The 22,443-nt window shown below is 44.5% G+C and carries 22 protein-coding genes; 9 read left to right on the top strand and 13 right to left on the bottom strand.

Annotated elements, in window-relative coordinates; all coding sequences use genetic code 11:
• A partial coding sequence (locus tag K6Y31_RS19615) for an IS110 family RNA-guided transposase (RefSeq protein WP_233054734.1) occupies positions 1-656 on the top strand: 656 nt, incomplete at its 5' end.
• Positions 657-1,023: 367 nt separating this feature from the next.
• Here the strand turns inward: K6Y31_RS19615 and K6Y31_RS19610 are convergent.
• The 3 genes from K6Y31_RS19610 to glmU form a co-directional block, all read right to left on the bottom strand.
• On the bottom strand, positions 1,024-1,692 hold the full coding sequence (locus tag K6Y31_RS19610; protein ID WP_233054733.1) for a class I SAM-dependent methyltransferase: 669 nt from the start codon (positions 1,690-1,692) through the stop codon (positions 1,024-1,026).
• 472 nt (positions 1,693-2,164) lie between these two features.
• Positions 2,165-3,997 carry a glutamine--fructose-6-phosphate transaminase (isomerizing) gene (glmS, locus tag K6Y31_RS19605; RefSeq protein WP_233054732.1) on the bottom strand — a complete coding sequence of 611 codons (1,833 nt, stop codon included), beginning with the start codon at positions 3,995-3,997 and terminating at the stop codon, positions 2,165-2,167.
• A 190-nt stretch (positions 3,998-4,187) separates the two neighbouring features.
• Entirely contained in the window at positions 4,188-5,552 is a 1,365-nt protein-coding gene (gene glmU / locus K6Y31_RS19600; protein WP_233054731.1) for a bifunctional UDP-N-acetylglucosamine diphosphorylase/glucosamine-1-phosphate N-acetyltransferase GlmU, read from the bottom strand.
• 253 nt (positions 5,553-5,805) lie between these two features.
• Between glmU and K6Y31_RS19595 the strand changes: the two genes are divergently transcribed.
• On the top strand, positions 5,806-6,465 hold the full coding sequence (locus K6Y31_RS19595; RefSeq protein ID WP_233054730.1) for a YiaD family glycine zipper/OmpA-like lipoprotein: 660 nt from the start codon (positions 5,806-5,808) through the stop codon (positions 6,463-6,465).
• 65 nt (positions 6,466-6,530) lie between these two features.
• Here the strand turns inward: K6Y31_RS19595 and K6Y31_RS19590 are convergent, their stop codons facing one another.
• From K6Y31_RS19590 to K6Y31_RS19555, 8 genes are all read right to left on the bottom strand, one after another.
• Positions 6,531-6,905: a DUF805 domain-containing protein gene (locus tag K6Y31_RS19590; protein WP_233054729.1), complete on the bottom strand. Its 375-nt coding sequence runs from the start codon at positions 6,903-6,905 to the stop codon at positions 6,531-6,533.
• Positions 6,906-7,217: 312 nt separating this feature from the next.
• Positions 7,218-8,207 (bottom strand): oxygen-dependent tRNA uridine(34) hydroxylase TrhO, encoded by a 990-nt coding sequence (gene trhO / locus K6Y31_RS19585; protein WP_233054728.1) that lies wholly within the window; start codon positions 8,205-8,207, stop codon positions 7,218-7,220.
• Between the two features lie 429 nt (positions 8,208-8,636).
• A complete protein-coding gene (gene folX / locus K6Y31_RS19580; RefSeq protein WP_232802077.1) occupies positions 8,637-9,002 on the bottom strand; it encodes a dihydroneopterin triphosphate 2'-epimerase in 366 nt (121 codons plus the stop codon).
• A gap of 21 nt (positions 9,003-9,023) precedes the next feature.
• Positions 9,024-9,731 carry a dihydromonapterin reductase gene (gene folM, locus K6Y31_RS19575; RefSeq protein WP_232802078.1) on the bottom strand — a complete coding sequence of 236 codons (708 nt, stop codon included), beginning with the start codon at positions 9,729-9,731 and terminating at the stop codon, positions 9,024-9,026.
• A gap of 580 nt (positions 9,732-10,311) precedes the next feature.
• Positions 10,312-10,758, bottom strand: a complete 447-nt coding sequence (locus tag K6Y31_RS19570; protein ID WP_233054727.1) for a peroxiredoxin family protein — start codon at positions 10,756-10,758, stop codon at positions 10,312-10,314.
• Positions 10,755-11,210 (bottom strand): hypothetical protein, encoded by a 456-nt coding sequence (locus tag K6Y31_RS19565; RefSeq protein WP_233054726.1) that lies wholly within the window; start codon positions 11,208-11,210, stop codon positions 10,755-10,757. The genes K6Y31_RS19570 and K6Y31_RS19565 overlap by 4 nt, the downstream gene beginning before the upstream one ends.
• Positions 11,211-11,213: 3 nt before the next feature.
• Positions 11,214-11,708 (bottom strand): TlpA family protein disulfide reductase, encoded by a 495-nt coding sequence (locus K6Y31_RS19560; protein ID WP_233054725.1) that lies wholly within the window; start codon positions 11,706-11,708, stop codon positions 11,214-11,216.
• Positions 11,709-11,731: 23 nt separating this feature from the next.
• Positions 11,732-12,427 (bottom strand): cytochrome c biogenesis protein CcdA, encoded by a 696-nt coding sequence (locus K6Y31_RS19555; RefSeq protein WP_233054724.1) that lies wholly within the window; start codon positions 12,425-12,427, stop codon positions 11,732-11,734.
• Between the two features lie 227 nt (positions 12,428-12,654).
• On the opposite strand from K6Y31_RS19555, the gene K6Y31_RS19550 reads away from it, so the two are divergent.
• Entirely contained in the window at positions 12,655-15,006 is a 2,352-nt protein-coding gene (locus tag K6Y31_RS19550) for a winged helix-turn-helix domain-containing protein (RefSeq protein WP_233054723.1), read from the top strand.
• Positions 15,007-15,059: 53 nt separating this feature from the next.
• Here the strand turns inward: K6Y31_RS19550 and hemH are convergent, their stop codons facing one another.
• Together hemH and K6Y31_RS19540 are read right to left on the bottom strand one after the other, a co-directional pair.
• Positions 15,060-16,073 (bottom strand): ferrochelatase, encoded by a 1,014-nt coding sequence (gene hemH, locus K6Y31_RS19545; protein WP_233054722.1) that lies wholly within the window; start codon positions 16,071-16,073, stop codon positions 15,060-15,062.
• 98 nt (positions 16,074-16,171) lie between these two features.
• Positions 16,172-16,669: a glutathione peroxidase gene (locus K6Y31_RS19540; RefSeq protein WP_233054721.1), complete on the bottom strand. Its 498-nt coding sequence runs from the start codon at positions 16,667-16,669 to the stop codon at positions 16,172-16,174.
• Between the two features lie 247 nt (positions 16,670-16,916).
• On the opposite strand from K6Y31_RS19540, the gene K6Y31_RS19535 reads away from it, so the two are divergent.
• From K6Y31_RS19535 to K6Y31_RS19510, 6 genes are all read left to right on the top strand, one after another.
• The gene (locus K6Y31_RS19535; RefSeq protein ID WP_233054720.1) at positions 16,917-17,492 is read left to right on the top strand and encodes an LON peptidase substrate-binding domain-containing protein; all 576 of its coding nucleotides are present in this window, start codon (positions 16,917-16,919) and stop codon (positions 17,490-17,492) included.
• Between the two features lie 90 nt (positions 17,493-17,582).
• Positions 17,583-18,197 (top strand): sigma-70 family RNA polymerase sigma factor, encoded by a 615-nt coding sequence (locus K6Y31_RS19530; protein ID WP_233054719.1) that lies wholly within the window; start codon positions 17,583-17,585, stop codon positions 18,195-18,197.
• Positions 18,190-18,843 carry a ChrR family anti-sigma-E factor gene (locus K6Y31_RS19525; RefSeq protein WP_233054718.1) on the top strand — a complete coding sequence of 218 codons (654 nt, stop codon included), beginning with the start codon at positions 18,190-18,192 and terminating at the stop codon, positions 18,841-18,843. The genes K6Y31_RS19530 and K6Y31_RS19525 overlap by 8 nt, the downstream gene beginning before the upstream one ends.
• Before the next feature lie 191 nt (positions 18,844-19,034).
• Positions 19,035-19,745, top strand: coding sequence for a response regulator (locus K6Y31_RS19520; RefSeq protein ID WP_233054717.1), 711 nt, complete (start codon positions 19,035-19,037; stop codon positions 19,743-19,745).
• On the top strand, positions 19,735-21,213 hold the full coding sequence (locus K6Y31_RS19515) for an ATP-binding protein (protein WP_233054716.1): 1,479 nt from the start codon (positions 19,735-19,737) through the stop codon (positions 21,211-21,213). Before K6Y31_RS19520 ends, K6Y31_RS19515 begins: the two co-directional genes overlap by 11 nt.
• Positions 21,213-22,439, top strand: a complete 1,227-nt coding sequence (locus tag K6Y31_RS19510) for an ABC transporter substrate-binding protein (protein WP_233054715.1) — start codon at positions 21,213-21,215, stop codon at positions 22,437-22,439. The genes K6Y31_RS19515 and K6Y31_RS19510 overlap by 1 nt, the downstream gene beginning before the upstream one ends.
• Positions 22,440-22,443: the final 4 nt, after the last annotated feature.

The raw sequence follows: 22,443 nt of genomic DNA, 5'->3' as shown, positions 1-22,443 counted from the left end.
TGGAAAAAACCAAGCGGCAATTAGCCAATCAAATTCGCGGCTTATTATTAGAGTTTGGCATTGTTATCGAGCAAGGGGAGTCGGCGTTTCATCGCAGAATACCTGAGATACTTGAAGATGTGGATGAGCAACTTCCGCCACTATTGCGAGCAGGCATCGCTCACTCTTATGAAACTTATGAAGCGTTGCATGAGCAAAAAGAAGCACGCGACGTTGAGCTCAAAAAATATGTGCAAGCCAATGCCGATTGTCGCCGGTTAATGGCCCTGGAAGGCGTTGGTCACATTTCTGCCTTGGGTTTATTAGTGCGATTACGCGGAGGTGATTACGACAGTGGTCACAATGCTGCTGCCTGTATTGGGCTAACGCCAGTGCAACATTCCAGTGGTGAAAAAGTCCGAATGGGGCGAATAGCAAAACAACAAGGTAGCACCTTGCGCAGTTGCTTATTTTTAGGAGCCCGCTCGGTGGTATGTAAGCTCAAACATCGCGAGCCAACGACCGAGAAAGAGCGCTGGTTAAAACAGTTGATAGCTCGAAGAGGCATCAAGTGTGCCGCAATAGCCCTGGCTAATAAAACGGTCAGAACGGCAGTTGCGATGTTACGCAATGGCAACGACTATCAACCGCAACCGTTGGCTGCAAACGCAGCTTAATTACCACCGAAGTACAACAGCGTTACCGTAAAGAATTGATTCAATAGCATGCAAGTAATAGTAAGACCAACCACTGAGAGCCTGTAAATTCGCGGGTGTGATAAGCGCTAAGCAACATCAGCGCGAAAACACCGTGTGGGAGATGAGGCACAGTGGTGCGAACACATTTGAGGGCCGGGGTAGCTCCCCAAAGAGAGCCCGTATATAAGCACGCATCTTATGCTATGACATTGCAACACTATTGAACAATACGAGGAGTCCATATAAGCGGAATTTATTCCGCGAATTAGCGCGTTGAGTGCTAATGCATTCGCGATTTAAAAATCGCTCCCACTTGCATCATTCCTACCCAGCACAAAACCAACTATCAATACTGGCGCGAGCTGCGGATAACAAACAAGTTATTAAGCCGTTGCTGCGAGTTAACACCGCGCGACACAGCTTTATCTTGGCCTTTACTCAAAACCGCATTGAGCCACATTTCATTGCCGCTTCTGGGCCTTAAATCTGACGTCCGCCAGGTTTTTTCAATGGTAAAAGGCACATCGCTGATCACATCCGCCAAGCGCGTCAGATTTAGGTTGGTAAACCAACGTCCATCGCGTTCACCTTCGCTATTGCCATACTTAAACGACAAATACAGCACGCCCCCCGGTTTTAAGGCGCGACATAAGCGATTAAGAGTATCGGGCAAGTCATCGTATTTCACATGCAGTAAACTGGCGCAGCACCAAATGCCATGATACGCGCGCACTTCATCGATATGCTCAAAGTCTTTCAGCTCAACCGCAACACCAGAATAACGCGAGGCTTTAATCGCTAACTCGGGGCTAGGATCCATCGCAGACACTTGAAAGCCATGCTCAACAAAAAATTTGGCGTCACGCCCAGAGCCACAGCCCGCATCAAGGATGGCACCGCCCGGGGGAATAAAAGGTAAAAACGCTTGATACAGCGGATCAAGGTCTAAATGAACCGTCGATTCAAAAAAGGCATCCGCATTTTTACTGTAGTAGTTAAGGGTATTAGTCATCATGAGAATTATTTCTACTAGCAACTCGTCCGTGAGTTACAGGCATTTTACCCGTTTAACGCCAAGAGTGCATTATTTGTGCAATATTGATTACCACTACAGGCTGATTTTGCGATCAAGCAGACCGAATGTCGGTGGTCTTAGCTTGCAAGGATCATAAAACTCTATATATACCTACTTGCAAAAAATGTATATGAAACAAACTCCATATATAATTTTCACTGTTTTTTATACATATCAGCCAAACTCGATCCGCATTAGGCTAGGAGCTCCGTGACGACAAAAAGAAAAATGGATGCGGGATTTTAATTGACCTGAATTCTGGATAAGCGGAATGGCATGTTCCCACCGCAAAACGCGGTGAATATGTCCCGATACGCTTTGCATTTTCATCCTTGAAAAAGAAACTTTGCAGTATAAAATCGATCAATAAATTGTGCAGCGCTGACACAAGCACTGCACAAAACCACCTAACCTACTCTACTGTAACACTTTTTGCCAAATTACGAGGTTGATCGACATCGGTGCCTTTGATGATAGCAACATAGTACGACAGCAGTTGCAGTGGAATGGTGTAGACAATCGGCGCGAGGATTTCGTCGACAGCTGGTACGCGCAGTAAGGTAATACCTTCGCTTTCCACTAGCGCAGCTTCATCGTCGGCGAATACGTAAAGGTGGCCGCCGCGGGCACGCACTTCTTCGATGTTGGATTTCAGCTTTTCTAACAACTCATTGTTAGGCGCAACCACTATGGTCGGCATGTCAGCATCAATCAAAGCGAGTGGACCGTGCTTCAATTCACCCGCAGCATAAGCTTCGGCGTGAATGTAGCTGATTTCTTTTAGCTTCAGCGCACCTTCCATAGCAATGGGGTATTGATCGCCGCGACCGAGGAATAACGCGTGGTGCTTCTCGGCAAAATCTTCGGCCAAGGTGGCGATGCTATCATTGAGCGCTAAGGCTTGATTGACCGCATCGGGTAGCTTTTTCAACGAGGCAACTAGCTCAGCCTCAGCGACTTCAGACAACACGCCTTTGCTTTTGCCAATCGCACCACAAAATAACAGTAAACCTGCTAGTTGGGTGGTGAAAGCTTTGGTTGAAGCCACGCCAATTTCAGTTCCGGCACGGGTCATAAAGGCGAGATCAGATTCACGCACTAATGATGAGCCAGGCACGTTACACACGCTTAAACTAGCGGTGTAACCCATTTCTTTGGCCAAACGTAATGCCGCTAGTGTGTCTGCGGTTTCGCCTGATTGCGATAAGGTAACAATCAAGCTGTTTGGTCGCACATAAGATTTGCGGTAACGAAACTCAGAAGCAATTTCAACATTACAACTCACGCCCGCCATGGCTTCTAACCAATAACGCGCCACCATGCCAGCATGATAAGAAGTACCACAAGCAATGATTTGTACATGTTCAATGGTTTTGAAAATATCACCCGCACCTGAGCCAAAGGCCTCACATAACACCGTATTGCCCGCAATACGATTTTCGAGGGTATTAATAATGGCGGTGGGTTGCTCAAAGATTTCTTTCATCATGTAGTGACGATATTCACCTTTGTCGCTAGCGTCTTGCGTGACGCTTGACTCCACCAACTGGCGCTCAACCGGGCTACCATCTAAAGCAAAGATTTTTACGTCACGACGAGTGATTTCAGCCACGTCGCCTTCTTCTAGGAACATAAAGCGGCGCGTGACATTCAACAATGCTTGCTGGTCAGAGGCAATAAAGTGCTCACCTACGCCAACGCCTATCACCAACGGACTGCCAGAGCGTGCCACAATGAGTCGTTCCGGTTGCTCGGCATCCATGATCACCGTGCCATAAGCGCCGTCTAGCTCGCGCACGGCCAGTTGTACTGCGCCAAGTAAATCATTATTTTGCAGTAAGTAATGCTCCACTAAGTGGGCAATGACTTCGGTATCAGTTTGCGAGCTAAATTCAAAACCTAAGCCTTTCAGTTTTTCTCTGAGCTTTTCATGGTTTTCAATAATGCCATTATGCACCACCGCGATACGACTTGAGATGTGTGGGTGAGCATTCACTTCGGAGGGTTCGCCGTGAGTCGCCCAGCGGGTATGAGCAATACCTGTACCGCCAGAGAGAGGTGTCTCTTGCAGCGCATCGTTAAGGGCTTGAACTTTGCCGAGTCGGCGTAAACGTTGTATTTGATGGTCGCCATTGTTAATGGCAATACCGGCGCTGTCGTAGCCGCGATATTCTAGTCTGTGTAGTCCTTCAAGTAGTATTTCCGCAACATCCCGTTGCGCTACTGCGCCAACAATCCCACACATAGGCTGGTTTCCTTGTTTTAAGAAACAGAGATGGCCTCTGAATCATGATTTTATTTAGTTTTATATCCTTCCTTAGAATTGTAGAAGTTCTGTTCGTCCTGAACGGAAAAATGTCATTATTTTCTAGGAAAAAAGCTAATCCCCTTGCTCTCGCAAGGGAATTGACTTGGTATCCGTGAAAGTAATTTGGTTATTTCTTTTGTTTTTCTGGGCGTAGCCAGTTTTGAATGTGACGCTGTTTCACGCGGCTGATAACTAGCTCTTTTTCACCAACGTTATGAGTAATGGTAGAGCCGGCGCCAATGGTTGCGTTTTGGCCGATCGTAACGGGGGCGATCAGTTGCGTGTCAGACCCAATAAACGCGCCATCTTCGATCACCGTTGGGAATTTATTAACGCCGTCGTAGTTACAAGTAATGGTGCCCGCGCCGATGTTTACGTTAGCGCCAACCGATGCATCGCCTAGGTAAGAGAGGTGACCACATTTACTGCCTTTGCCTAAAGTGGCTTTTTTCATCTCAACGAAGTTACCAACACTCGCACCATCTTTTAGCACGGTACCAGGACGTAAACGAGAAAATGGCCCGACGCTACAGCCTTCACCAATTTCAACGCCTTCAATTACCGAGTTCGCTTTGATTTCGCAATCATCACCAATTTTGGCATTGCGAATAACACAGTTAGGACCGATTTTAACGTTGTTACCGAGGCGAACTTTACCTTCAAAAACACAGTTGACATCAATTTCAACGTCCATGCCGCAGTCTAATGAGCCACGCAGATCAAATCGGTTGGCGTCTAAGATAGCTACGCCATCCATCATTAAATCTTCAGCTAATTTTAATTGGAACGCGCGCTCTAAACGACCCAGTTGTAAGCGGTTGTTCACCCCTTCTACTTCAATGGCTGAACTAGGTTGGACGGCGTTGACGATACGGCCTTGTTTATAAGCCATTTCGATAATGTCGGTAACGTAATATTCGCCCTGCGCATTACTGTTACTTAATTTGAATAACCAGTGCTGCAAGTCTTTCGCGTTGGCGACTAAGATACCGGTGTTAATTTCGCGAATGCGATGCTGGTCCGGAGAAGCATCTTTATGCTCAACAATACCGCAAACCAAACCATGTTCACGCACAATACGGCCATAGCCCGTTGGATCATCAACCATTAAGCTTAATAAGCCGATACCACCTGGTGGCTGCGCAGCGACTAGACGTTTAATGGTGTTAGCACCCAATAATGGCACGTCACCGTAAACCATTAGAATTTTTTCATCATCTTTGAAATGCGGCGCCGCTACTTGCATCGCATGACCGGTACCTAGCTGCTGCTCTTGCTTTACCCAATTCAACTTAGTGTCTTGGATCGCAGCTTTCATGTAGTCACCACCGTGACCGTAAACAAGGTGAATATTATCAATCCCTAGGCTTTTGACTGTATCGATAACATGCTGCACCATAGGTTTATGGGCAATCTTGTGTAATACCTTCGGGTACTTAGAACGCATGCGAGTTCCTTTACCCGCGGCAAGAATGACAACACTCAATGACATATATTTGATTCCAACAATGATTTGGGGACACAGTCTAATGAAAAACTGCTTAATTCTTAATAAAAAATAAGGCTATTAGATGAATTTTTGTTTAAAACGAGTAAATAAACCACCTAAAGCTTACTTTTTCATATCTTTTTCTGCTAACTCAGCATTTATTAAGGATAATTCATCAATAATCAGCCAAGCTTTACTTCACTAATTGAGAATTAAACTTTATAAATAGGCCACTTTTACCTTTAGGGATAATCTTATGAACAAAAAACCTCTCGCTATCGCTACTCTGATCAGCGCCAGCTTAGCATTAAGCGCATGTACCACCGTTAATCCTTATACTGGTGAAGAACAAACATCGAATGCCGCCAAAGGGGCGACGATAGGCGCGCTTAGTGGTGCCGTGCTGGGTGCGGTAATTAAAGATAAAAATCGCTCTAAAGGTGCATTAATTGGTGCGGCAGCAGGCGCGGCAGCGGGTGGCGGTATCGGTTATTACATGGATGTGCAAGAAGCAGAACTACGCCAGAAATTACGCAACACGGGCGTTAGTGTTACCCGCGCTGGCGACACCATTATTCTGAATATGCCCAACGCTATCACCTTTGATGTCAACCAAAGCAACTTAAAACAAAGCGCCATGCCAGTGTTAGACAGCGTGCTATTAGTGCTGAAAGAGTTCGATAAAACGCGCGTGAATGTATTAGGTCACACTGACAGCACAGGCTCTGCAAGCTACAACCAAACGTTATCAGAGAAACGTGCAGCTTCTGTTGCCGATTACTTGCTACGCAATCAGTTACCGTATGCCCGAGTGAATACGTTGGGATATGGCGAAGCTCGCCCAATTGCGGATAATAAGACAGCGTCAGGCCGTGAGCAAAACCGCCGCGTGGAGCTGGTGTTAAGTCCAATGTAATTATTTAGCGGATGAAAAAAGCCAAGCAAGAATGCTTGGCTTTTTATTAGAGAGCGCCTAATTGATTAAGCAGTGGCTAGCTTAGGGTTAGCACCGAAGTCATTCGCTTCAGCACTGTCCATAATTGTAAATATTAATAAGATAATACCGCCAACACCTGGGATAAGAGCAACCCAAAACCACCAACCTGATTTACCAATATCATGTAAACGACGCACCGTTACAGAAATAGCAGGAAGCAAAGAAGCTATACAGTACAAGCCGATTACCGAACCAGAAATAAGGCCGGGAGAGCCGATCGCTGCATCAACAATCGCGCCAATAATACCGAACACAAACATAGCGATAATATTAAACAACTGGAAATACCAATATTCGCTGCGGCGAGCACGGCCTTCAAAAGTGGCAAATTTTGCCCAACATAATTTGTACCAATTCATCTTGTCTCTCCTAAAATATAGTGATCTAAATTTTAATCACAAAAAAATCACCCGAAGTATACCGAGTCTAAATCCTGATTAGTAGTGACAAAAAACACAATTCTAGCAACAACTCACTAAATTTAAGAAAAAAGCGAGATAAAGAACAATGAAAAGGAGAAGTTTCAGTGGAATAAATTAAAGTGGTGTTTCTCCACCACCCTAATTGTGAATAATACAACTAAATTTAGGCTTTAGCATAAAGAATACTTTCGCCAAGAAAACAGAGAGATACGCCATGTTATTTACAGGCGCAATTCGCGCCCTCTGCTATTAGCTATTTTTCTTCTGCTGCTGTTGCAGCTGCTTTTGCACTTGCTTATGGCGACGGCGCTGGTCAATAAATTTACCTACATCACCACCTATGTGTGCTTCGCCGCGCTCTTGGGCAAGACGAATTTGCTTTTCACGCTCACTAAAACGCTGCTTTTGCTGCTCAGTGAGTTTGTCGTAACAATTTGGACAACTTACGCCCGCCATGTAGCGTTCATCTTGCTTATCAGCTTCGGTGATAGGTAAGCGACAGGCGTTACATTGGTCATAACTGCCTTTTTCTAGGTTATGGTTAACCGCTACACGGCCATCAAACACAAAGCATTCGCCTTGCCATAGGGTTTCCGCTTCAGGCACTTCTTCTAGATACTTAAGAATACCGCCTTCAAGGTGGTAAACCTCTTCAAAGCCTTCTTCTTTTAAGTAAGCGGTTGATTTTTCACAGCGAATACCACCAGTACAAAACATAGCCACTTTTTTGTGCTTGGTTTTGTCGAGGTTTTCCTTCACGTATTGTGGAAACTCACGAAAGGTTTCAGTATTCGGGTTAACCGCGTTTTTAAAGGTGCCAATACTGATTTCATAATCATTGCGGGTATCCACCAGCAACACTTCAGGATCAGAGATTAAGGCATTCCAGTCTTGTGGTTTAACATAAGTACCCACTACTTTTTTCGGGTCTAACCCTTCCACGCCCATGGTGACAATTTCTTTTTTCAGCTTCACTTTAGTGCGTAAAAAAGGCTGTTCGTCATCCAAGCTCTCTTTATAGCCGATATCAGCAAATCGAGGGTCACTTTTTAACCATGCCAATAGCGCATCAATACCCTCACGAGATCCCGCGACTGTGCCATTAATCCCTTCTTGGGCTAACAGCAAGGTACCACGAACATCATGCTGGAGCATCACGTCTAACAGTGGGGTTTGAATGGCTTGATAATCGTCAAGGGTGACGAATTTATAGAGGGCACAGACTACATATTGCGACATTTTTTTTCCTTATTTTGCTAACCCAGACGTAAACTGGGCGCGAATGAGGCGCTATTCTAACCAGATTGTTTGCCGCTAAATACCGACACTTTGTAGGGTTAAATACTTTGTAATGTGTAGCAAGTAGTTAGCTTAAAAAATAGTCTTGTTATGCTCATCAGTCAGCTTAATTTGACCGCAAAAGTCGCCGTAAATACATCCATGTAGGCTCAATCAAGGCATCCTTGCCTTGTATGCTCTTGCTATCAAACTAAGCCCACTTTAATTTTCCGAATTCTTTAGCCACGCAATAAAATAGCTTGTCGCGGCGAAAAATGTATTTTTCAGAGATGAAAAATCCAAGCTTACAGGGAAGTACTCGCTGCGGTTTTGCATAGCGATAAGCTATTTTGACGAGTACCATTTTGGCAAATACTGTTTTAAGCAGTGCTAATCACGTTGCCAGGCTAATGTCAGTGACACCGAGTCAGCAAAACGCAGTGCGTGAGGCTTATCAATTTTCACCTTAGCGTAAGTTACCCAAGGGTGTTGATGGCTGATTTTTAGTACATCATCCACCAGCTTTTCTAATAATAAAAAGCGCCCTTCTTCAACATGATGAATAATTTGCTTGGTGACATCTTTATAATTCAAGGCATCGGCAACATTATCAAACAAACGTGCTTTTTCGGCAGGATAATGAATTTCAACATTAATCACTATGTCCTGCATTTTTTCCATTTCATCAGGGTTAAAGCCGATAAAGGTACGTAATCGCAAATCAGAAATATTAATAATCGCTTGGCTAGTAGACATAAGATCCTCTATTAAATAGCCTTAAACAAGGTGACGCCCACCATCTAGGTGTATAGTGCGGCCCGTAATATATTGGCTTTGCAGTAAATAGGTAACGGCGGCAACCGCCTCTTGCTCACCTGGAGTTAACCCCATTAAAGATTTAGCCAGTGCTTTCTTTTTGTACGCCTCATCATCACCTTGATTAAACATAAGCAAAGCAGGCGCTATGCTGTTTACTTTTACTTTAGGAGCTAACTTAGCGGAAAACGATAAGGTTAAATTAGCTAACGCGGCTTTGCTGGCAGCATAAGCAATGTGTTTTTGACTCCCCTTTTCAGCCACATAATCGGTGAAGTGGATAATATCGGCCATACCGTCATTGGCCTGTAGTAAGGGAGCCAAAGCTAAATTTAATTGATAAGGCCCTTGTACATGCACCTGCATCATCTGTTGCATCAGAGCGCCAAAATCATGGCTGTTTTTCTCTGCAGCCCAGTCTGATGCATTATGAATAATCGCTCTTAAATTAGTGACCTTCTGCTTCACTTGCGCAATAAATGTCTCGATGCCAACCTGACTAGAAAAATCAGCCTGAATACAAGTAACACCTAAGCTACGCAGCTGTCTTACCCCTTCTCGCTCAGTGCGATAACTGACTATCACTTGAAAACCTTGCTGATATAAATCGTTTGCAAGGGCCAGACCAATGCGCTGCCCCGCGCCTGTGATAACTATGGTAGAACTCATTTAGACCCACTTATGTTTAACTTTTTAGCAGCTATCGCGCTATTAATGCTTTCAGATGACGCTCTCAGGTAACGCCCCAGATATTGATGAACTCTTTCACCAAACAGCAACCTATGGGAAGTTTGAATGTAAGCAAACTACGCTGGTGGCAGTAAGCTGGTTCAATCACTTTATAAAAAACAGATACAATGATTATGGACAATTTGATTCTAGTTTACTGATTAAATTAACAAAAATGAGATGGAGAAAATATTTTCTCGGTAAAGCTGATCCAATCTTCTTGCACACGCGTTTTATCTTTCGAAGGGTAATTGAAGTGTTTACACTCGATATTATTGCTGTATCGACCAGCCTAATGAAGCCCCTTCGCGATAGTTACTGTGGTTGCTAAAGGAATAGCGAGACAGTAAAAAAAGCACCTGAATTCAGGTGCTTTTTGCTATCTAGCGTCTTTTTTTGCAGCCCATGATGAATCGATAAAAGATATTTTTACTGCAACGTTTCGTTGTCAACAATGAACACGCAGAGCATAGGGATACATACTATTTTGTTGATCCAAACTCGGGTTATCGACTAAGGGCTAAAACGCATCCCCACGCTCAACAATTTTATGTTCATTGTCTAAGCGAATCAAATAAGGCGTAGCAAACACTTGATACTGTTGAAATTCTTTATTGTCGAGATCAAATACTAAAGGGATCTTGATGTGATATTTATCCCTAAACGCTTCGGCAATCCCTTGATCAACATAAAAAGAGCTGATAAAGCCAACCCAATTAGCCTGCGGTTTTGCCGCTACCTGCTTATTCAGCTTAGCAATTTTTTCCTCACAGCCGGGAAAATGAGGCATTGGACAGAGGGAGTCGAGAAAAACAAGATTAACAGCCTCACCATTATATTGTTGTAGTGAGATTGATTGTCCTGTGAGGCTAGTGGCTGAGAAATTATGGCTTTTATCACCCACATCAGGTCGCGCCAGAGCCACAGTAGAAGCAACAGTTAGTAACAGCGTTAACATTGATTTCATTGACTTTCTCCTACAGAAAACTGATTGGCAAAATCGATCAGCTGTTGGCCATTACCTGAAAAGACCACCTGACCTTGCTCCAACAATACATGATGCGGTGACTGCCAAACGTCATACTGACGAATCAGCTGGAACCCCTTATCTAATACAATAGGTTTAACGTCAGGGTAAAACTGTTGAAACTCACTCAACTGAGCAGGCGTAACATTGATTTGCGGCTGTACCCACACCGGATTAAATTGTTGGCTGAATGACTTAGGCAATGCTGCTAGCGTTTGCTCAGGGCCAGCGCCTTGATAGCTAGCCCAAACATCAAAAAATATCAGGTGAGTCGCGCTATCTAGAGATATGACTTCACCACTAATACTGGTTTGATCTGCTGCCGCGAACGCCGAAGTAGTGAATGCAGCAGAAGTGACGGCTGCTATCAGTATTTTATTGATTGCTTTCATTTTTTACTCCTGCGCCAAGGCGGCCAATCTATTACTTAACTCATCAGTGGCCAAAAACGTTTCATAAACCACCTCGCCCTGCTTGTTAATCAACACTTGAAAAGGCGTTCCAACCACTTGATATTCAGCTGTTATATCCCCTTTTTTGTCAAAGATAACGGGTAAGGTATAGCCTTCTTCTTTAAACAGAGCTTGTACATTCTCTACGGAGTCATTTAGCCCAACGTTCACCGTCAGCACCTCTATCTCATCACCATATTCTTCTTGAATACGCTGTAAGTGAGGCATTTCAGCCTTACAATAGCTACACCAAGTGGCCCAAAATTTTAGATAAATAGGCTTCTTCCCTTTCAATTCACTAAAGTTAATAGCTTGGCCATTAATAGTGGTGGCATTAATGTTTGGTGCCATATCTCCCACTTTAGCTAACGTAGTACTTGAGTAGGTCAGGCCTACTATCAGTAGCGTTGCGCCTAACTTTTTCATATTTATTTCCATAAAATCTCCTTTATTAATAGCTTTTACCAAGCCAAGTAGGCTTGCCAGACGAGGTACAGACCAGCAAGTGAAATAAGCAAACTAAGTAGTGTTTTGATGCGAACCAGCCAAAAGCCAGACTTAGGCAGCAGGGTTAGAAAGCCACTGAAGGTACCCGCCAGAATAAGCAAGCTGCTCATACCAAAGGCAAAGACAAACATCATGCCCGCCCCCCAGCTGGGATTACCTTTTGCTGCTACAAACATCAGCAACATACCAAGTACAGGTGAGGTACAAGGAGCCATCACTAAACCAGATAGCGCCCCCAATACAAAAATCGATAGCTTCTTATATTTCTCGGAAGGTTTGATATGTGAGGCCACTGTCCATTGCGGTAACCGTAACCAGCCTTGCATCCAAGCTGCCATCAAGAAACACACTAACGCCATAAATAGGAGTGTGACTGGGTGACTGGAAACGCTACCAAAAAGCTGCCCAGTGCTCGCCGCCAGCATACCTAGTGCAGCATAAGAGCAAGCTAAACCAAGGACATAAATGATAGAAAAATAAAAACCAGTGCGTCGGGATGTCGCAAAATTTCCCACCAAGGAGACAGTGATCGGCAATAAGGGGTAAACACAGGGTGTGATGCTAGTTAACACCCCAGCAAAAAAAACCATGCCTAACAGTAGCAGTGATAACTCATGCTGCATCAGCAGGGTTTGAATCATACTTTCCATTTCTCGCTTCCTTCAATTGGTCATTGAGTGCAAAGCTATCGAAACGGAAAGCGGTACGCTTGATATCGAGTTAAAATCTAAGCTAAATCGACATAAAATCGGCATGAAATAGTTTAAATAATTTAAAATCATGCACTTAAAGATTTTCAAAAAGTATTAATCGCTAGCTGATGTGGGCCGAAGTCATTATAATTTAAGCGAGTTTTAGGTTTAACAAGAAGGAAGTCATGAGCCAATATCGGTTTGAAAAATTTCAATTCAATAGTAGTAATGGCGAACTAAGCAATGTTGAGAATGTGGAATCAACCCCACTTCAGCTGCGCTACAAAGTTAGCATTTTATTGAAATACCTTATCGACAACAGCGATCGTGTCATACCTAAAGATGAACTACTCGATCAGCTTTGGCAGCAAAGCGAGTACCGAGAAAACTCCCTCACCCAAAGCATTCGAGAGTTACGCAAAGCATTGGGGGACAAGGCAAGTGAGCCCAAATTTATAAAAACCTACCAACAACGCGGCTATCAATGGGTTTGCCCATTTGAAAACCAAACAGAAGCAGATCAGTCAGTTAACAACAATCAAACACCACACAGATTCAAATGGCTTAGCATAACGAATATGGCTCTTGCCTTAGTAGCAGTCATGCTTCTTGTTTTGAGTTTTTTTGTCGTCAATTCAACAACCAATGACACAGCCCAAACAGCGAACCGAAGCTTACTGGTGCTACCTTTTATTAATCAGACAGGAAATAAAACCATGGACTGGCTTGAGCTCGGACTCGCCGACATGGTGGCTAACGAGTTAGCAAGCCAAGGCTCGTTGCAAGTTATTCCCCCGGCGATGGCCAATCGTTTATTTGCCGGCTCTGAACTAAGCTGGCCCCCCTTAGCTATCGACATTAGAGCCTTGCTGGCAAAGCAAGATATTGATAAAGCGCTATTGGCTAATGTACAACTTCACAAAGGGCAACAAGTTTTAGCATTTCAGATTATTTCGCAAACGGGTGGCGTACAACAAGGAGCGATGACATACACCTCCTTAACCAATGCTACCAACGCCGTTGCGAACCAGCTCCTACACTTATTATCCGGACAATCTGGCTCACTCTCGGTCATCTCAGAGGAAGAATCAGGAGCAAACGCTTTAGCTAAACAAACCTTAGCCAGAGGGTTGCAAGCAGCCCATACTACCGGCCAGATGGATGCGTTTAAATTCTTTCAGGCCTCGCATATTTTGGCGCCAAATCAAACCTGGAGTGCGGCATATATGGCCAAAAGCCAAGTATTAACAGGAAGCTGGCAAGAAGCTGAAACAAATATGTTAGCGCTTATTGAAGACCCGCAACAACAGCCCTCTTTGTTAGCTTTTGTTCATTACTGGCTGGCTGAATTAGCTTTTCGTCGTGGCGATCAAGCTGAGTTAACGAAACAAATCGCGATGGCGCAAACATTAGCAGAGCAGAGCGGAAAGCACGATATACTGATTCAGGTTTATCGACTGAGGGCGCAACAAGCCTGGCACAAGATGCAATGGCAAACTTATCAACATTGGATAGAACAAGCTTCTGCTTTATTTCCGCAAGAGAATGACTTGGAAATGCAAGCTGACAGGCTATTTTATCTAGGTAATCCACCCGCTCACGGGCCAGATAAGTCACCAGAGACGCATTTACTTTTAGACCAAGAACGATTAGAGAAAGCACATAACTTCTACCAACAGTTGGGTAATCAACCTAAAATAGCCGACAGCCTGTTTGCCATTGCACAAAATTACAATGTTGCCATTGCTAGACGACAGCAGGCATTACAGCAAGCAATAGAATTATATAAACAGTTGAATCAGCCATTTGAACTGGCCACCGCCCTTGCTTACCAAGGCTTTGTATTCATTCAGCTCAAACAAGGCAAGGCCGCGCAAGGGCCATTATCGGCAGCACAGAACATTAGCCAAACCCTAGGCGCAACAGCGCTTGAGCAAACCATTCATTTCTATCTTGCTTTCGCGCAGCTAGACCAAGGGTTAGACCAAAGCTCTTTAGGCCGTCATGGACAAAACAGAACAGCCATCTTAGGGGCTATTGCTGATTTTAAATCATTACTCCCCAAGTTAGCTTTAAGCGCCAATCAAGCCAACACTTTGTTTATGCTAGGTTGGGCATATTCAGACTTGGGCCAATATGACCAAGCATTAGATTACCTAAAGCAAGCAGAGTTGAATTATCAAGAGCTGAATCTCAGCACATCCCTAGGTTATAGCCGTTACAGTCAAATGCGTATCTATCTTGACCTTGCCGACTTTGACGCAGTGATAGCCTTAGGCAATGCGAATAAAGCAACCACTAAGCTGGAATACACTTACTTGGCGCGCGCATATTATGAAAAAGGGCTGTATAAAAAAGCCAGTACTACCCTACTGAATTTGAAACAAGCGCTGCCAACGCAATGGCAAAACCAAGACGCGCAACGCTTGGCTACTTATCAAGCAGCAACGGTTTCCCAAACAAAAACAGAACTGCCAGCAGAGCCTGTCGCCCATGGGGTTTATTGTGAATCAGACTGGCTGGTGGAAAAGGGTTAAATCATCAGCATATTGTATTCGTTGGATGAACGAGCACCCAACGAATTACTTTATCAGAGGTAGGGTTTCACCAAATCAACCATCATATCTATATGATCAGGGTTATCGTTAAGTGCTGCGATGTAACGATACTGCTCACCGCCTGCTTCCATAAATACGTCTTTATTTTCGTGCATCATTTCTTCTAGTGTTTCTAAACAATCAGAACTAAACGCTGGGCACACCACCGCCACATTCTTCACGCCTTGCTCGGCTAGCTCGGTTAAGGTCGCATCGGTGTAAGGCTTTAGCCATTCCGCTTTACCAAAGCGCGATTGGAAACACGTTTGATACTGCTCTTTACTCAGGCCTAGCTTTTCAACCACTAAACGGCTGGTTTTCATACACAAACAATAGTAAGGATCACCATTATCAAAAAACTGCTTTGGCATGCCGTGATATGACAAAATTAGCTTGTCCGGCATACCATGTTGTTCAAAGTCAGCGGCTATTGAGTTAGCTAACGCTTGAATGTACAGCTCGTGGTCATGATAGCTATTGATAAAGTGCAGCTGCGGCACAAAACGCCACTTATTCAACTCTCGACTCACCGCATCAAAAGTAGAACCGGTAGTCGGGCCTGAATATTGCGGGTACAACGGCAACACTACAACGTTTCGGATGCCTTCCTGCTGAAACTCTTGCAGTACCTTCGCCATATCAGGCTCGCCGTAACGCATCGCCAACTTCACATTGGCATTGAAGCCTTGCTCAGTCAATTGTGCAGCCAGCTTGTCACGCTGATTTTGGCTATGAACCAACAACGGCGAACCACCTTCCATCCAAATACTTTCATATAGCTTGGCCGATTTCGCCGGGCGTACACGTAAAATAATGCCGTGAAGAATAATCATCCATACCAAACGCGGTATTTCCACCACCCGCGGATCTGACAAAAATTGTTTCAGATAAGGGCGCAAAGCCGCCGCTGTTGGCGCTTGAGGCGTGCCTAAATTAGTTAATAGCACACCCGTACTTGCCGACAGCTTTTCATGTGCATTTTCTGTTAACGCTGTAAATCGAGACAAAGCTTTTCTCCAAAAAAACGGCCAATCTCACTTAGCCGCTACTTTAAAATATCATTTTAACCATAATCTTATATTAATGGTGTGAATATAATAGTGGGTTACTTCAGCATCGATTTTAATGCTTGCTGAAAAGTATCACTACTTGGCTTAGTGGTACTGGTGAAGTGCTTCACCTGGCTGCCATCAGCACTCACTAAGTATTTATAAAAGTTCCACTTCGGCGAAGCCGATTGCTTAGCTAAATGTTGAAAAATCGGATCGGCATTTTTACCGCGAACCGATACTGGCGCAAACATATTAAAGGTTACACCGTAATTGATGTAGCAGACCTTAGCGGTGTCTTCTTCCTCTTTATTCTCTTGGAAGAAATCATCGGAAGGAAAACCAAGCACCACTAAGCCTTGGTCTTGGTACTTTTGATGTAACTGTTCCAACTCTGTGAACTGCGGGGTAAAGCCACACTTACTGGCAGTGTTCACAATCAGAACGGTCTTACCTTGAGTGAGTTCACACAAGTTAACTTGCTCATCTGAATTTAACTTTTCTTTTGACACATTTAAAAAATCGAGACATTGCGCCCCTGCTGATGCACTCATGACAAGACTTCCTGTAAGCAATATACGGTTTAGAAACTTCACGACGATCTCCCATTGAACTTGAGCCTTCTCTTACATTCAACTTAAGAGTAAAGCTTATCTCACTGAATGATAGAACGAATTTACCACTTATTAGGATCAGGTTAAGAATAAGCATGAGATTGACATAAAACTTTCAACCCGAGAGGCTGATCACATTGCTGAGTCGTTACGTAATAATCGACGAATACGCAATAGGAACCACAAGATGAAATTAGCCTTATTTCCACTGCCAGTCTTTCTTTTACCTGGCGGGAAAACCCAGTTACGGATTTTTGAACCGCGCTACCAGCGTATGGTGTCTGAATCGTTAAAAAACCAAACCGGATTTGGCTTATGCAGTTTTGCGGATGCGGCGCAACAGCAGTTGATGCAAGCTGGCACCCGGGTTGAAATATTCGATTTCGATAGCTTCGACGACGGTACCCTAAGTATTTCCATTGAAGGAAAAGATCGCTTTTGCATTGATAACCTTAGCACTGACAAAGACGGGCTACGCCAAGGCGAAGTCACACTACTGGAAAACTGGCAGCCCAGAAAAGTAAGTAAGGAGCATCAGTTTGTTGCCGATAGTCTCGCGAGATTATTGCGCGATCATGCTCTCTACCAACAGCAGGATTTAAAGCAACCACTGCAAGACTTAACTTGGGTTTGTCAACGCTGGTTAGAGCTACTGCCGATGCCGGCACAAAAAAAACAAAGCCTGTTTATGCAACTGAAGTTTGAAGGCTTATTGCAACTAATTGATGATGTTTTACTGCAACAAAATGATCCAAGCCATTAGCGATGGCGTATTGGCTTTTCAGTGGGTGCAGGTTGTATTAAGCAGTTTGCACAGTTGAAGCTTTACATCATCAGCTAAGAGCATAAAATCATGTATCAAACTAGTCAGTTAGCGGATGCCAACATTAAAAAGCCAGACCCAAATCTCGATATTCAGCCTGAGCTGAATCAATACCTGCTTGCCGTTGCAAGTGATCAAGATAAGGCAGCATTTGCCAAGTTGTTCGCTTTCTTTGCGCCCAAGATCAAAGCATTTGGCTTAAAACAGTTTCGACAAGAAGCGTTGGCAATGGATTTAGTCCAAGAAACCATGAGCTTAGTTTGGCGTAAAGCCCAGCTCTACAGCCCTGAAAAAGGCAAAGCATCCACTTGGATATTCACTATCATGCGTAATTACAGTTTTGATATGTTGCGGAAAATTCAGCATAACAAAGAAGATAATTTAAGTGATGACCTTTGGCCCTTGTACGAAGAGGCAGAGCCGGAGTCGGATCATGATGATGACCACTTAATGCGGGCTCAGCTAATTCAAGGCTTAGAAACCTTGCCGCCAAAGCAAAAAGAAGTGGTCGAGGCAATCTATTTAAAAGAAATGACCCACCAAGAACTAGCCGAACACTTAAAGGTGCCATTAGGCACTATCAAGTCCCGGCTACGCTTAGGGTTAGAAAAGTTGAAAGAACAAATGGAGCAGCACAATGATTAAACATCATCCAGAATCAACCATGATTCAAGCGTTCACCGCAGGTGAACTACCCGCTTCTCTTTCAATTGCAGTGAGTATTCACTTAGAGCTGTGCCCTCACTGTAAGGCCATTGCAGCAAAAATGACTCAAGCTTTAGCGGACGAAGAATTCAATGAAGAGCTTGAATTATCAAGCAACGATGATTTTTCAGCCATGATGGCCAATATTACCGCAGAGCCGGTAATACCCCAGCCAGAGCCGAAAAATGTTGCTTCTGAAATTGAAGTGGAAGAGAAAACTTACACTTTACCCCGCGCACTAAGCCGTTTTGCTGATAGCAAATGGAGCGGTTTAGGTAATATTCAGCGTGCCCGGCTTCCCCTGGAAGAAGGTGAAGTTCATGCTAGCTTGCTGCAAATAGGCGAAGACAGCGCGATTCCACACCATACCCATAAGGGATATGAGTTAACTCTACTATTGGATGGCTACTTTGAAGATGAGTCAGGTCGCTATGAAAAAGGTGACTTTATTATCTTAAATGGTGAGCATCAACACAGTCCTTATACGGCTGAAGGCTGTTTGTGTTATACCGTGTCCAACGCACCGCTGCATTTTACTTCTGGCGTGAGCAAGCTGCTTAATCCTATCGGACGCTTTTTGTACTAAATTACTCAAGCTACTATTGGCTAGGTTGCTGTTTGTTAATAATGAGTACTCAGTAACTCAAATTAACATCATATAAAACCAACCTAGCCGAGCCACGCCACACTAACACACTCTGGTTATTGCTTTTTATCCCTAGCAAGGCTTCAATTAACAAATCTAAGCCTCTTTACCCTATAACGACTAGCGATAATATGAACAGCGCCAAACAAATATTAATTGTTGATGACGACACTGAAATTCGAGAATTGCTGCAGGAATACCTCGCGAAAGCAGGGTTTGCCGTAACCACTGCCGCCGAAGGCATCGAAATGTTTCAGTGCCTGAATGAGATCGTGCCTGATCTTATTATTCTCGACATTATGATGCCCGGTGACGATGGCTTCACTCTATGCCAAAAGATTCGTCGTGATTCTAACGTGCCAATCATCATGCTCACCGCCAGCTCAGACGAAACCGATCGGGTGATCGGGTTAGAAATTGGTGCCGATGATTATATCGCGAAGCCTTTCAGCCCCCGCGAGTTACTGGCCCGCATTAAAGCCCTGCTGCGACGCGCACAGTTTAGTGCCAGCAGTGGCTCTCGCTACATTCATTTTGCTAATTGGCGCCTTGATACGTTAAAGCGCAGCTTAACAAGCCAAGATAACGAAGAGTTGGAGCTATCGGGTGCAGACTACAACCTACTGATGCTGTTTTTACAACACCCTAATCAGATACTCGACCGCGATACCATCTCAGATGCCACTCGCGGCCGCGAGGCATTGCCCATGGAGCGCGGCATTGATGTGCAACTCAGTCGATTACGACAACGCTTAGGTGACAACGGCAAGAGTCCAAAACTAATAAAAACCATCCGCGGCGCAGGCTATGTGCTCATCGCTGAAGTGAAACATGAAGGTTAGCCCCGATAAAGTTGCCCAGCTTTGGCGCAATTTATGGCTTAGCCTTTGGCCTAAGTCATTGCTCAACCGGATGGTGATCATTATCATTTTTTCGGTGGCGTTAGCCCAAGGTATTAGCAGTTTTATTTGGGTTAATTTATTCACCACGCAAGAAAATACCGCCCTGCAAAGCAACGCCGAGCAATTGGCCAATAGCGCCGCTAGCACGGCCAGTTTCTTTAAAAAGTTACCCCTCGAATTTCGTCATATCGTGCTAGACCAACTGCGTAACATGGGCGGCTCGCGATTTTTTGTGTCGTTAAATAGCGAAGAGATCATCATCAATCCGATCGCTGACTCACCACAAAAAACCTTAGTTATAAATAAGATGGATGAGATATTACGACACAAATTAGGGCCAAGTTACCCGATAAAAATCGAGTTTTCGCGCCCGAATGAACTCAAAGTACTCAATAACGACACTCTGTTAACCGACTTGCCGCCGTCTTGGGCCAGTTATTCACTGCTCACCAGTAAACTCAACTTGCCGATTTTGGTACTGCAAATAGAGCTATCCAGTAACGAATGGTTGTATCTTGCCGCGCTGATGCCACCCCCTTATATCGTCGAGCAAAAAGACCTGATTCCCAGCCCACAGCTTACTACCATCATCTTAACCACCATCTTTTTGCTGTTGTTTACATTTTCATTATTTCAGTGGCAAACACGGCCTCTGGCTCGATTGGCCCGCGCCGCCTCTGACATGAGTATCGACCTACATCAAGCTCCACTAAAAGAAGAAGGTGCATTAGAGTTGCTAACCGCCACCCGCGCGTTTAATAACATGCAGCAAAAACTGCAGCGCTATATTGCTGATCGAGAATCGTTATTCAGTGCCATTTCCCATGACTTAAAAACGCCAATTACCCGGTTGCGCCTGCGTGCTGAATTACTCGACGATGAAGCCAAAATCGAGAAGTTTAATACCGATTTAGATGAGCTTGAGTTGATGGTAAAAGGGGCGCTGCAAACGGTAAAAGATACTGATATTCATGAAAATATAACCGAGATCGATATCTTAAAACTGGTCCACCAAGTATGTGAAATTTACCCTGAGCAAACGCGCATCATCGGCCATTATGTGGCGCCCTACCGAGGTAAACCGCTGGGCTTAAAACGTTGCCTGACCAATCTGGTCGACAATGCCATCAAGTATGGCAATAAAGCGGTGATCACCCTGATGGACATAGGTGATAATTTACATATCACCATTCAAGACCAAGGTCCGGGGATTCCCGAGCAAGAGCTTGATCGTATCTTTAGCCCTTATGTGCGCTTACACAGCGAAGAACCAGGCTATGGCTTAGGCTTAGGTATAGTGCGCAATATCGTGCATGCGCATTGCGGTGATATCGAGCTAACCAATGCCAGTGATGGCGGTTTACTGATAAAGTTACGCCTGCCTCGCAGCCATTACTCGGAGTTATAATGAAACGCCTGTGCTTATTATTAGGATTACTCTGCCCGTTGAGCTATGCCGGCAATGTCGAGGTATTGCATTGGTGGACGTCCGACAGTGAAACTAAAGCCCTAAATTTAATTAAGCAATCATTAACTGATCAAGGCCATCAGTGGCGAGATTTTGCTGTTACCGGTGGCGGTGGCGACAGTGCCATGACCGTGTTGCGCACACGGGCGGTATCTGGCAACCCTCCCGCCAGCGCACAAATTAAAGGGCCCGAAATACAAGAGTGGGCCTCGTTGCGCTTTTTATTACCCCTAGATGACTTAGCAAAAGCGCAACACTGGTCGACTATATACTCGCCAACGGTATTAAACTATTTGCGCTACCAAGATAGTTTTGTCGCAGTGCCATTTAACATTCACCGAGTTAATATGCTGTGGCTGAATAAGGCTATTTTTGACGAGCTCAAATTAACGCCACCAACCACTTGGGCCGAGTTTATTAACACCGCACAAACCATAGAAGCTGCGGGCTATATTGGCTTTGCCCATGGCTTACAGCCTTGGCAAGACACTTTATTGTTTGAATCCGTCGCTATCTCAGTGTTAGGCCCTGATTTGTATCGTGCTATTTTTGTTCAGCATGACTCAACGAGTTTTCAGTCGGCCAAATTAATCGCCGTGTTTGAACAATTCCGCGCCTTGAGAGGCCTAGTTGATGATAAAGCCATCGACCGAAACTGGGACCAAAACACCCAACTATTGGTAGAAAAGAAAGCTGCTATGCAAGTGATGGGTAACTGGGTAAAGGGAGAGTTAAGCTTACAACAGCAGCGACCCAATGAAGATTATTACTGCGTGCCTGCGCCCGGCACAGCAGCGACTTTTGCTTACAATATCGATACTTTTGTGTTTTTCAAAAAGCACCAACAACCGGCTAACCAACAAGCACAAACCGCCCTCGCAAAGAGTATTTCAGACAAAGCATTACAGATTAAGTTTAATCAGATCAAAGGATCAATTCCGGCACGACAAGACATCAACCCAGCGCTGTTTGATACTTGCTCACAACAAGATATAAAAGACTTTAGCCAGCTAACTTTATTGCCTTCGTTAGCTCAAGGCATGGCCAATACAGGGTTAACACAAAATGCCATTGTGGATGTGGTCAGTCATTTTTTCAACAACCCTAAAATTACCCCTGAAAAAGCGGCACAGCAGCTGATGGTGGCAATAATCGCCACTCAATAGTGGA

The organism is Motilimonas cestriensis (assembly GCF_021295315.1).
In the GTDB taxonomy this organism is placed as follows: domain Bacteria; phylum Pseudomonadota; class Gammaproteobacteria; order Enterobacterales; family CBDFNC01; genus Motilimonas; species Motilimonas cestriensis.
This window is presented reverse-complemented; position numbering and strand designations above follow the sequence as displayed.

Bases quoted from the DNA above. Each gene is read 5' to 3' on its own strand.
- K6Y31_RS19610 (WP_233054733.1), bottom strand. From the start codon at position 1,692: ATGATGACTAATACCCTTAACTACTACAGTAAAAATGCGGATGCCTTT.
- glmS (WP_233054732.1), bottom strand. From the start codon at position 3,997: ATGTGTGGGATTGTTGGCGCAGTAGCGCAACGGGATGTTGCGGAAATA.
- glmU (WP_233054731.1), bottom strand. From the start codon at position 5,552: ATGTCATTGAGTGTTGTCATTCTTGCCGCGGGTAAAGGAACTCGCATG.
- K6Y31_RS19595 (WP_233054730.1), top strand. From the start codon at position 5,806: ATGAACAAAAAACCTCTCGCTATCGCTACTCTGATCAGCGCCAGCTTA.
- K6Y31_RS19590 (WP_233054729.1), bottom strand. From the start codon at position 6,905: ATGAATTGGTACAAATTATGTTGGGCAAAATTTGCCACTTTTGAAGGC.
- trhO (WP_233054728.1), bottom strand. From the start codon at position 8,207: ATGTCGCAATATGTAGTCTGTGCCCTCTATAAATTCGTCACCCTTGAC.
- folX (WP_232802077.1), bottom strand. From the start codon at position 9,002: ATGTCTACTAGCCAAGCGATTATTAATATTTCTGATTTGCGATTACGT.
- folM (WP_232802078.1), bottom strand. From the start codon at position 9,731: ATGAGTTCTACCATAGTTATCACAGGCGCGGGGCAGCGCATTGGTCTG.
- K6Y31_RS19570 (WP_233054727.1), bottom strand. From the start codon at position 10,758: ATGAAATCAATGTTAACGCTGTTACTAACTGTTGCTTCTACTGTGGCT.
- K6Y31_RS19565 (WP_233054726.1), bottom strand. From the start codon at position 11,210: ATGAAAGCAATCAATAAAATACTGATAGCAGCCGTCACTTCTGCTGCA.
- K6Y31_RS19560 (WP_233054725.1), bottom strand. From the start codon at position 11,708: ATGGAAATAAATATGAAAAAGTTAGGCGCAACGCTACTGATAGTAGGC.
- K6Y31_RS19555 (WP_233054724.1), bottom strand. From the start codon at position 12,427: ATGGAAAGTATGATTCAAACCCTGCTGATGCAGCATGAGTTATCACTG.
- K6Y31_RS19550 (WP_233054723.1), top strand. From the start codon at position 12,655: ATGAGCCAATATCGGTTTGAAAAATTTCAATTCAATAGTAGTAATGGC.
- K6Y31_RS19540 (WP_233054721.1), bottom strand. From the start codon at position 16,669: ATGAGTGCATCAGCAGGGGCGCAATGTCTCGATTTTTTAAATGTGTCA.
- K6Y31_RS19535 (WP_233054720.1), top strand. From the start codon at position 16,917: ATGAAATTAGCCTTATTTCCACTGCCAGTCTTTCTTTTACCTGGCGGG.
- K6Y31_RS19530 (WP_233054719.1), top strand. From the start codon at position 17,583: ATGTATCAAACTAGTCAGTTAGCGGATGCCAACATTAAAAAGCCAGAC.
- K6Y31_RS19525 (WP_233054718.1), top strand. From the start codon at position 18,190: ATGATTAAACATCATCCAGAATCAACCATGATTCAAGCGTTCACCGCA.
- K6Y31_RS19520 (WP_233054717.1), top strand. From the start codon at position 19,035: ATGAACAGCGCCAAACAAATATTAATTGTTGATGACGACACTGAAATT.
- K6Y31_RS19515 (WP_233054716.1), top strand. From the start codon at position 19,735: ATGAAGGTTAGCCCCGATAAAGTTGCCCAGCTTTGGCGCAATTTATGG.
- K6Y31_RS19510 (WP_233054715.1), top strand. From the start codon at position 21,213: ATGAAACGCCTGTGCTTATTATTAGGATTACTCTGCCCGTTGAGCTAT.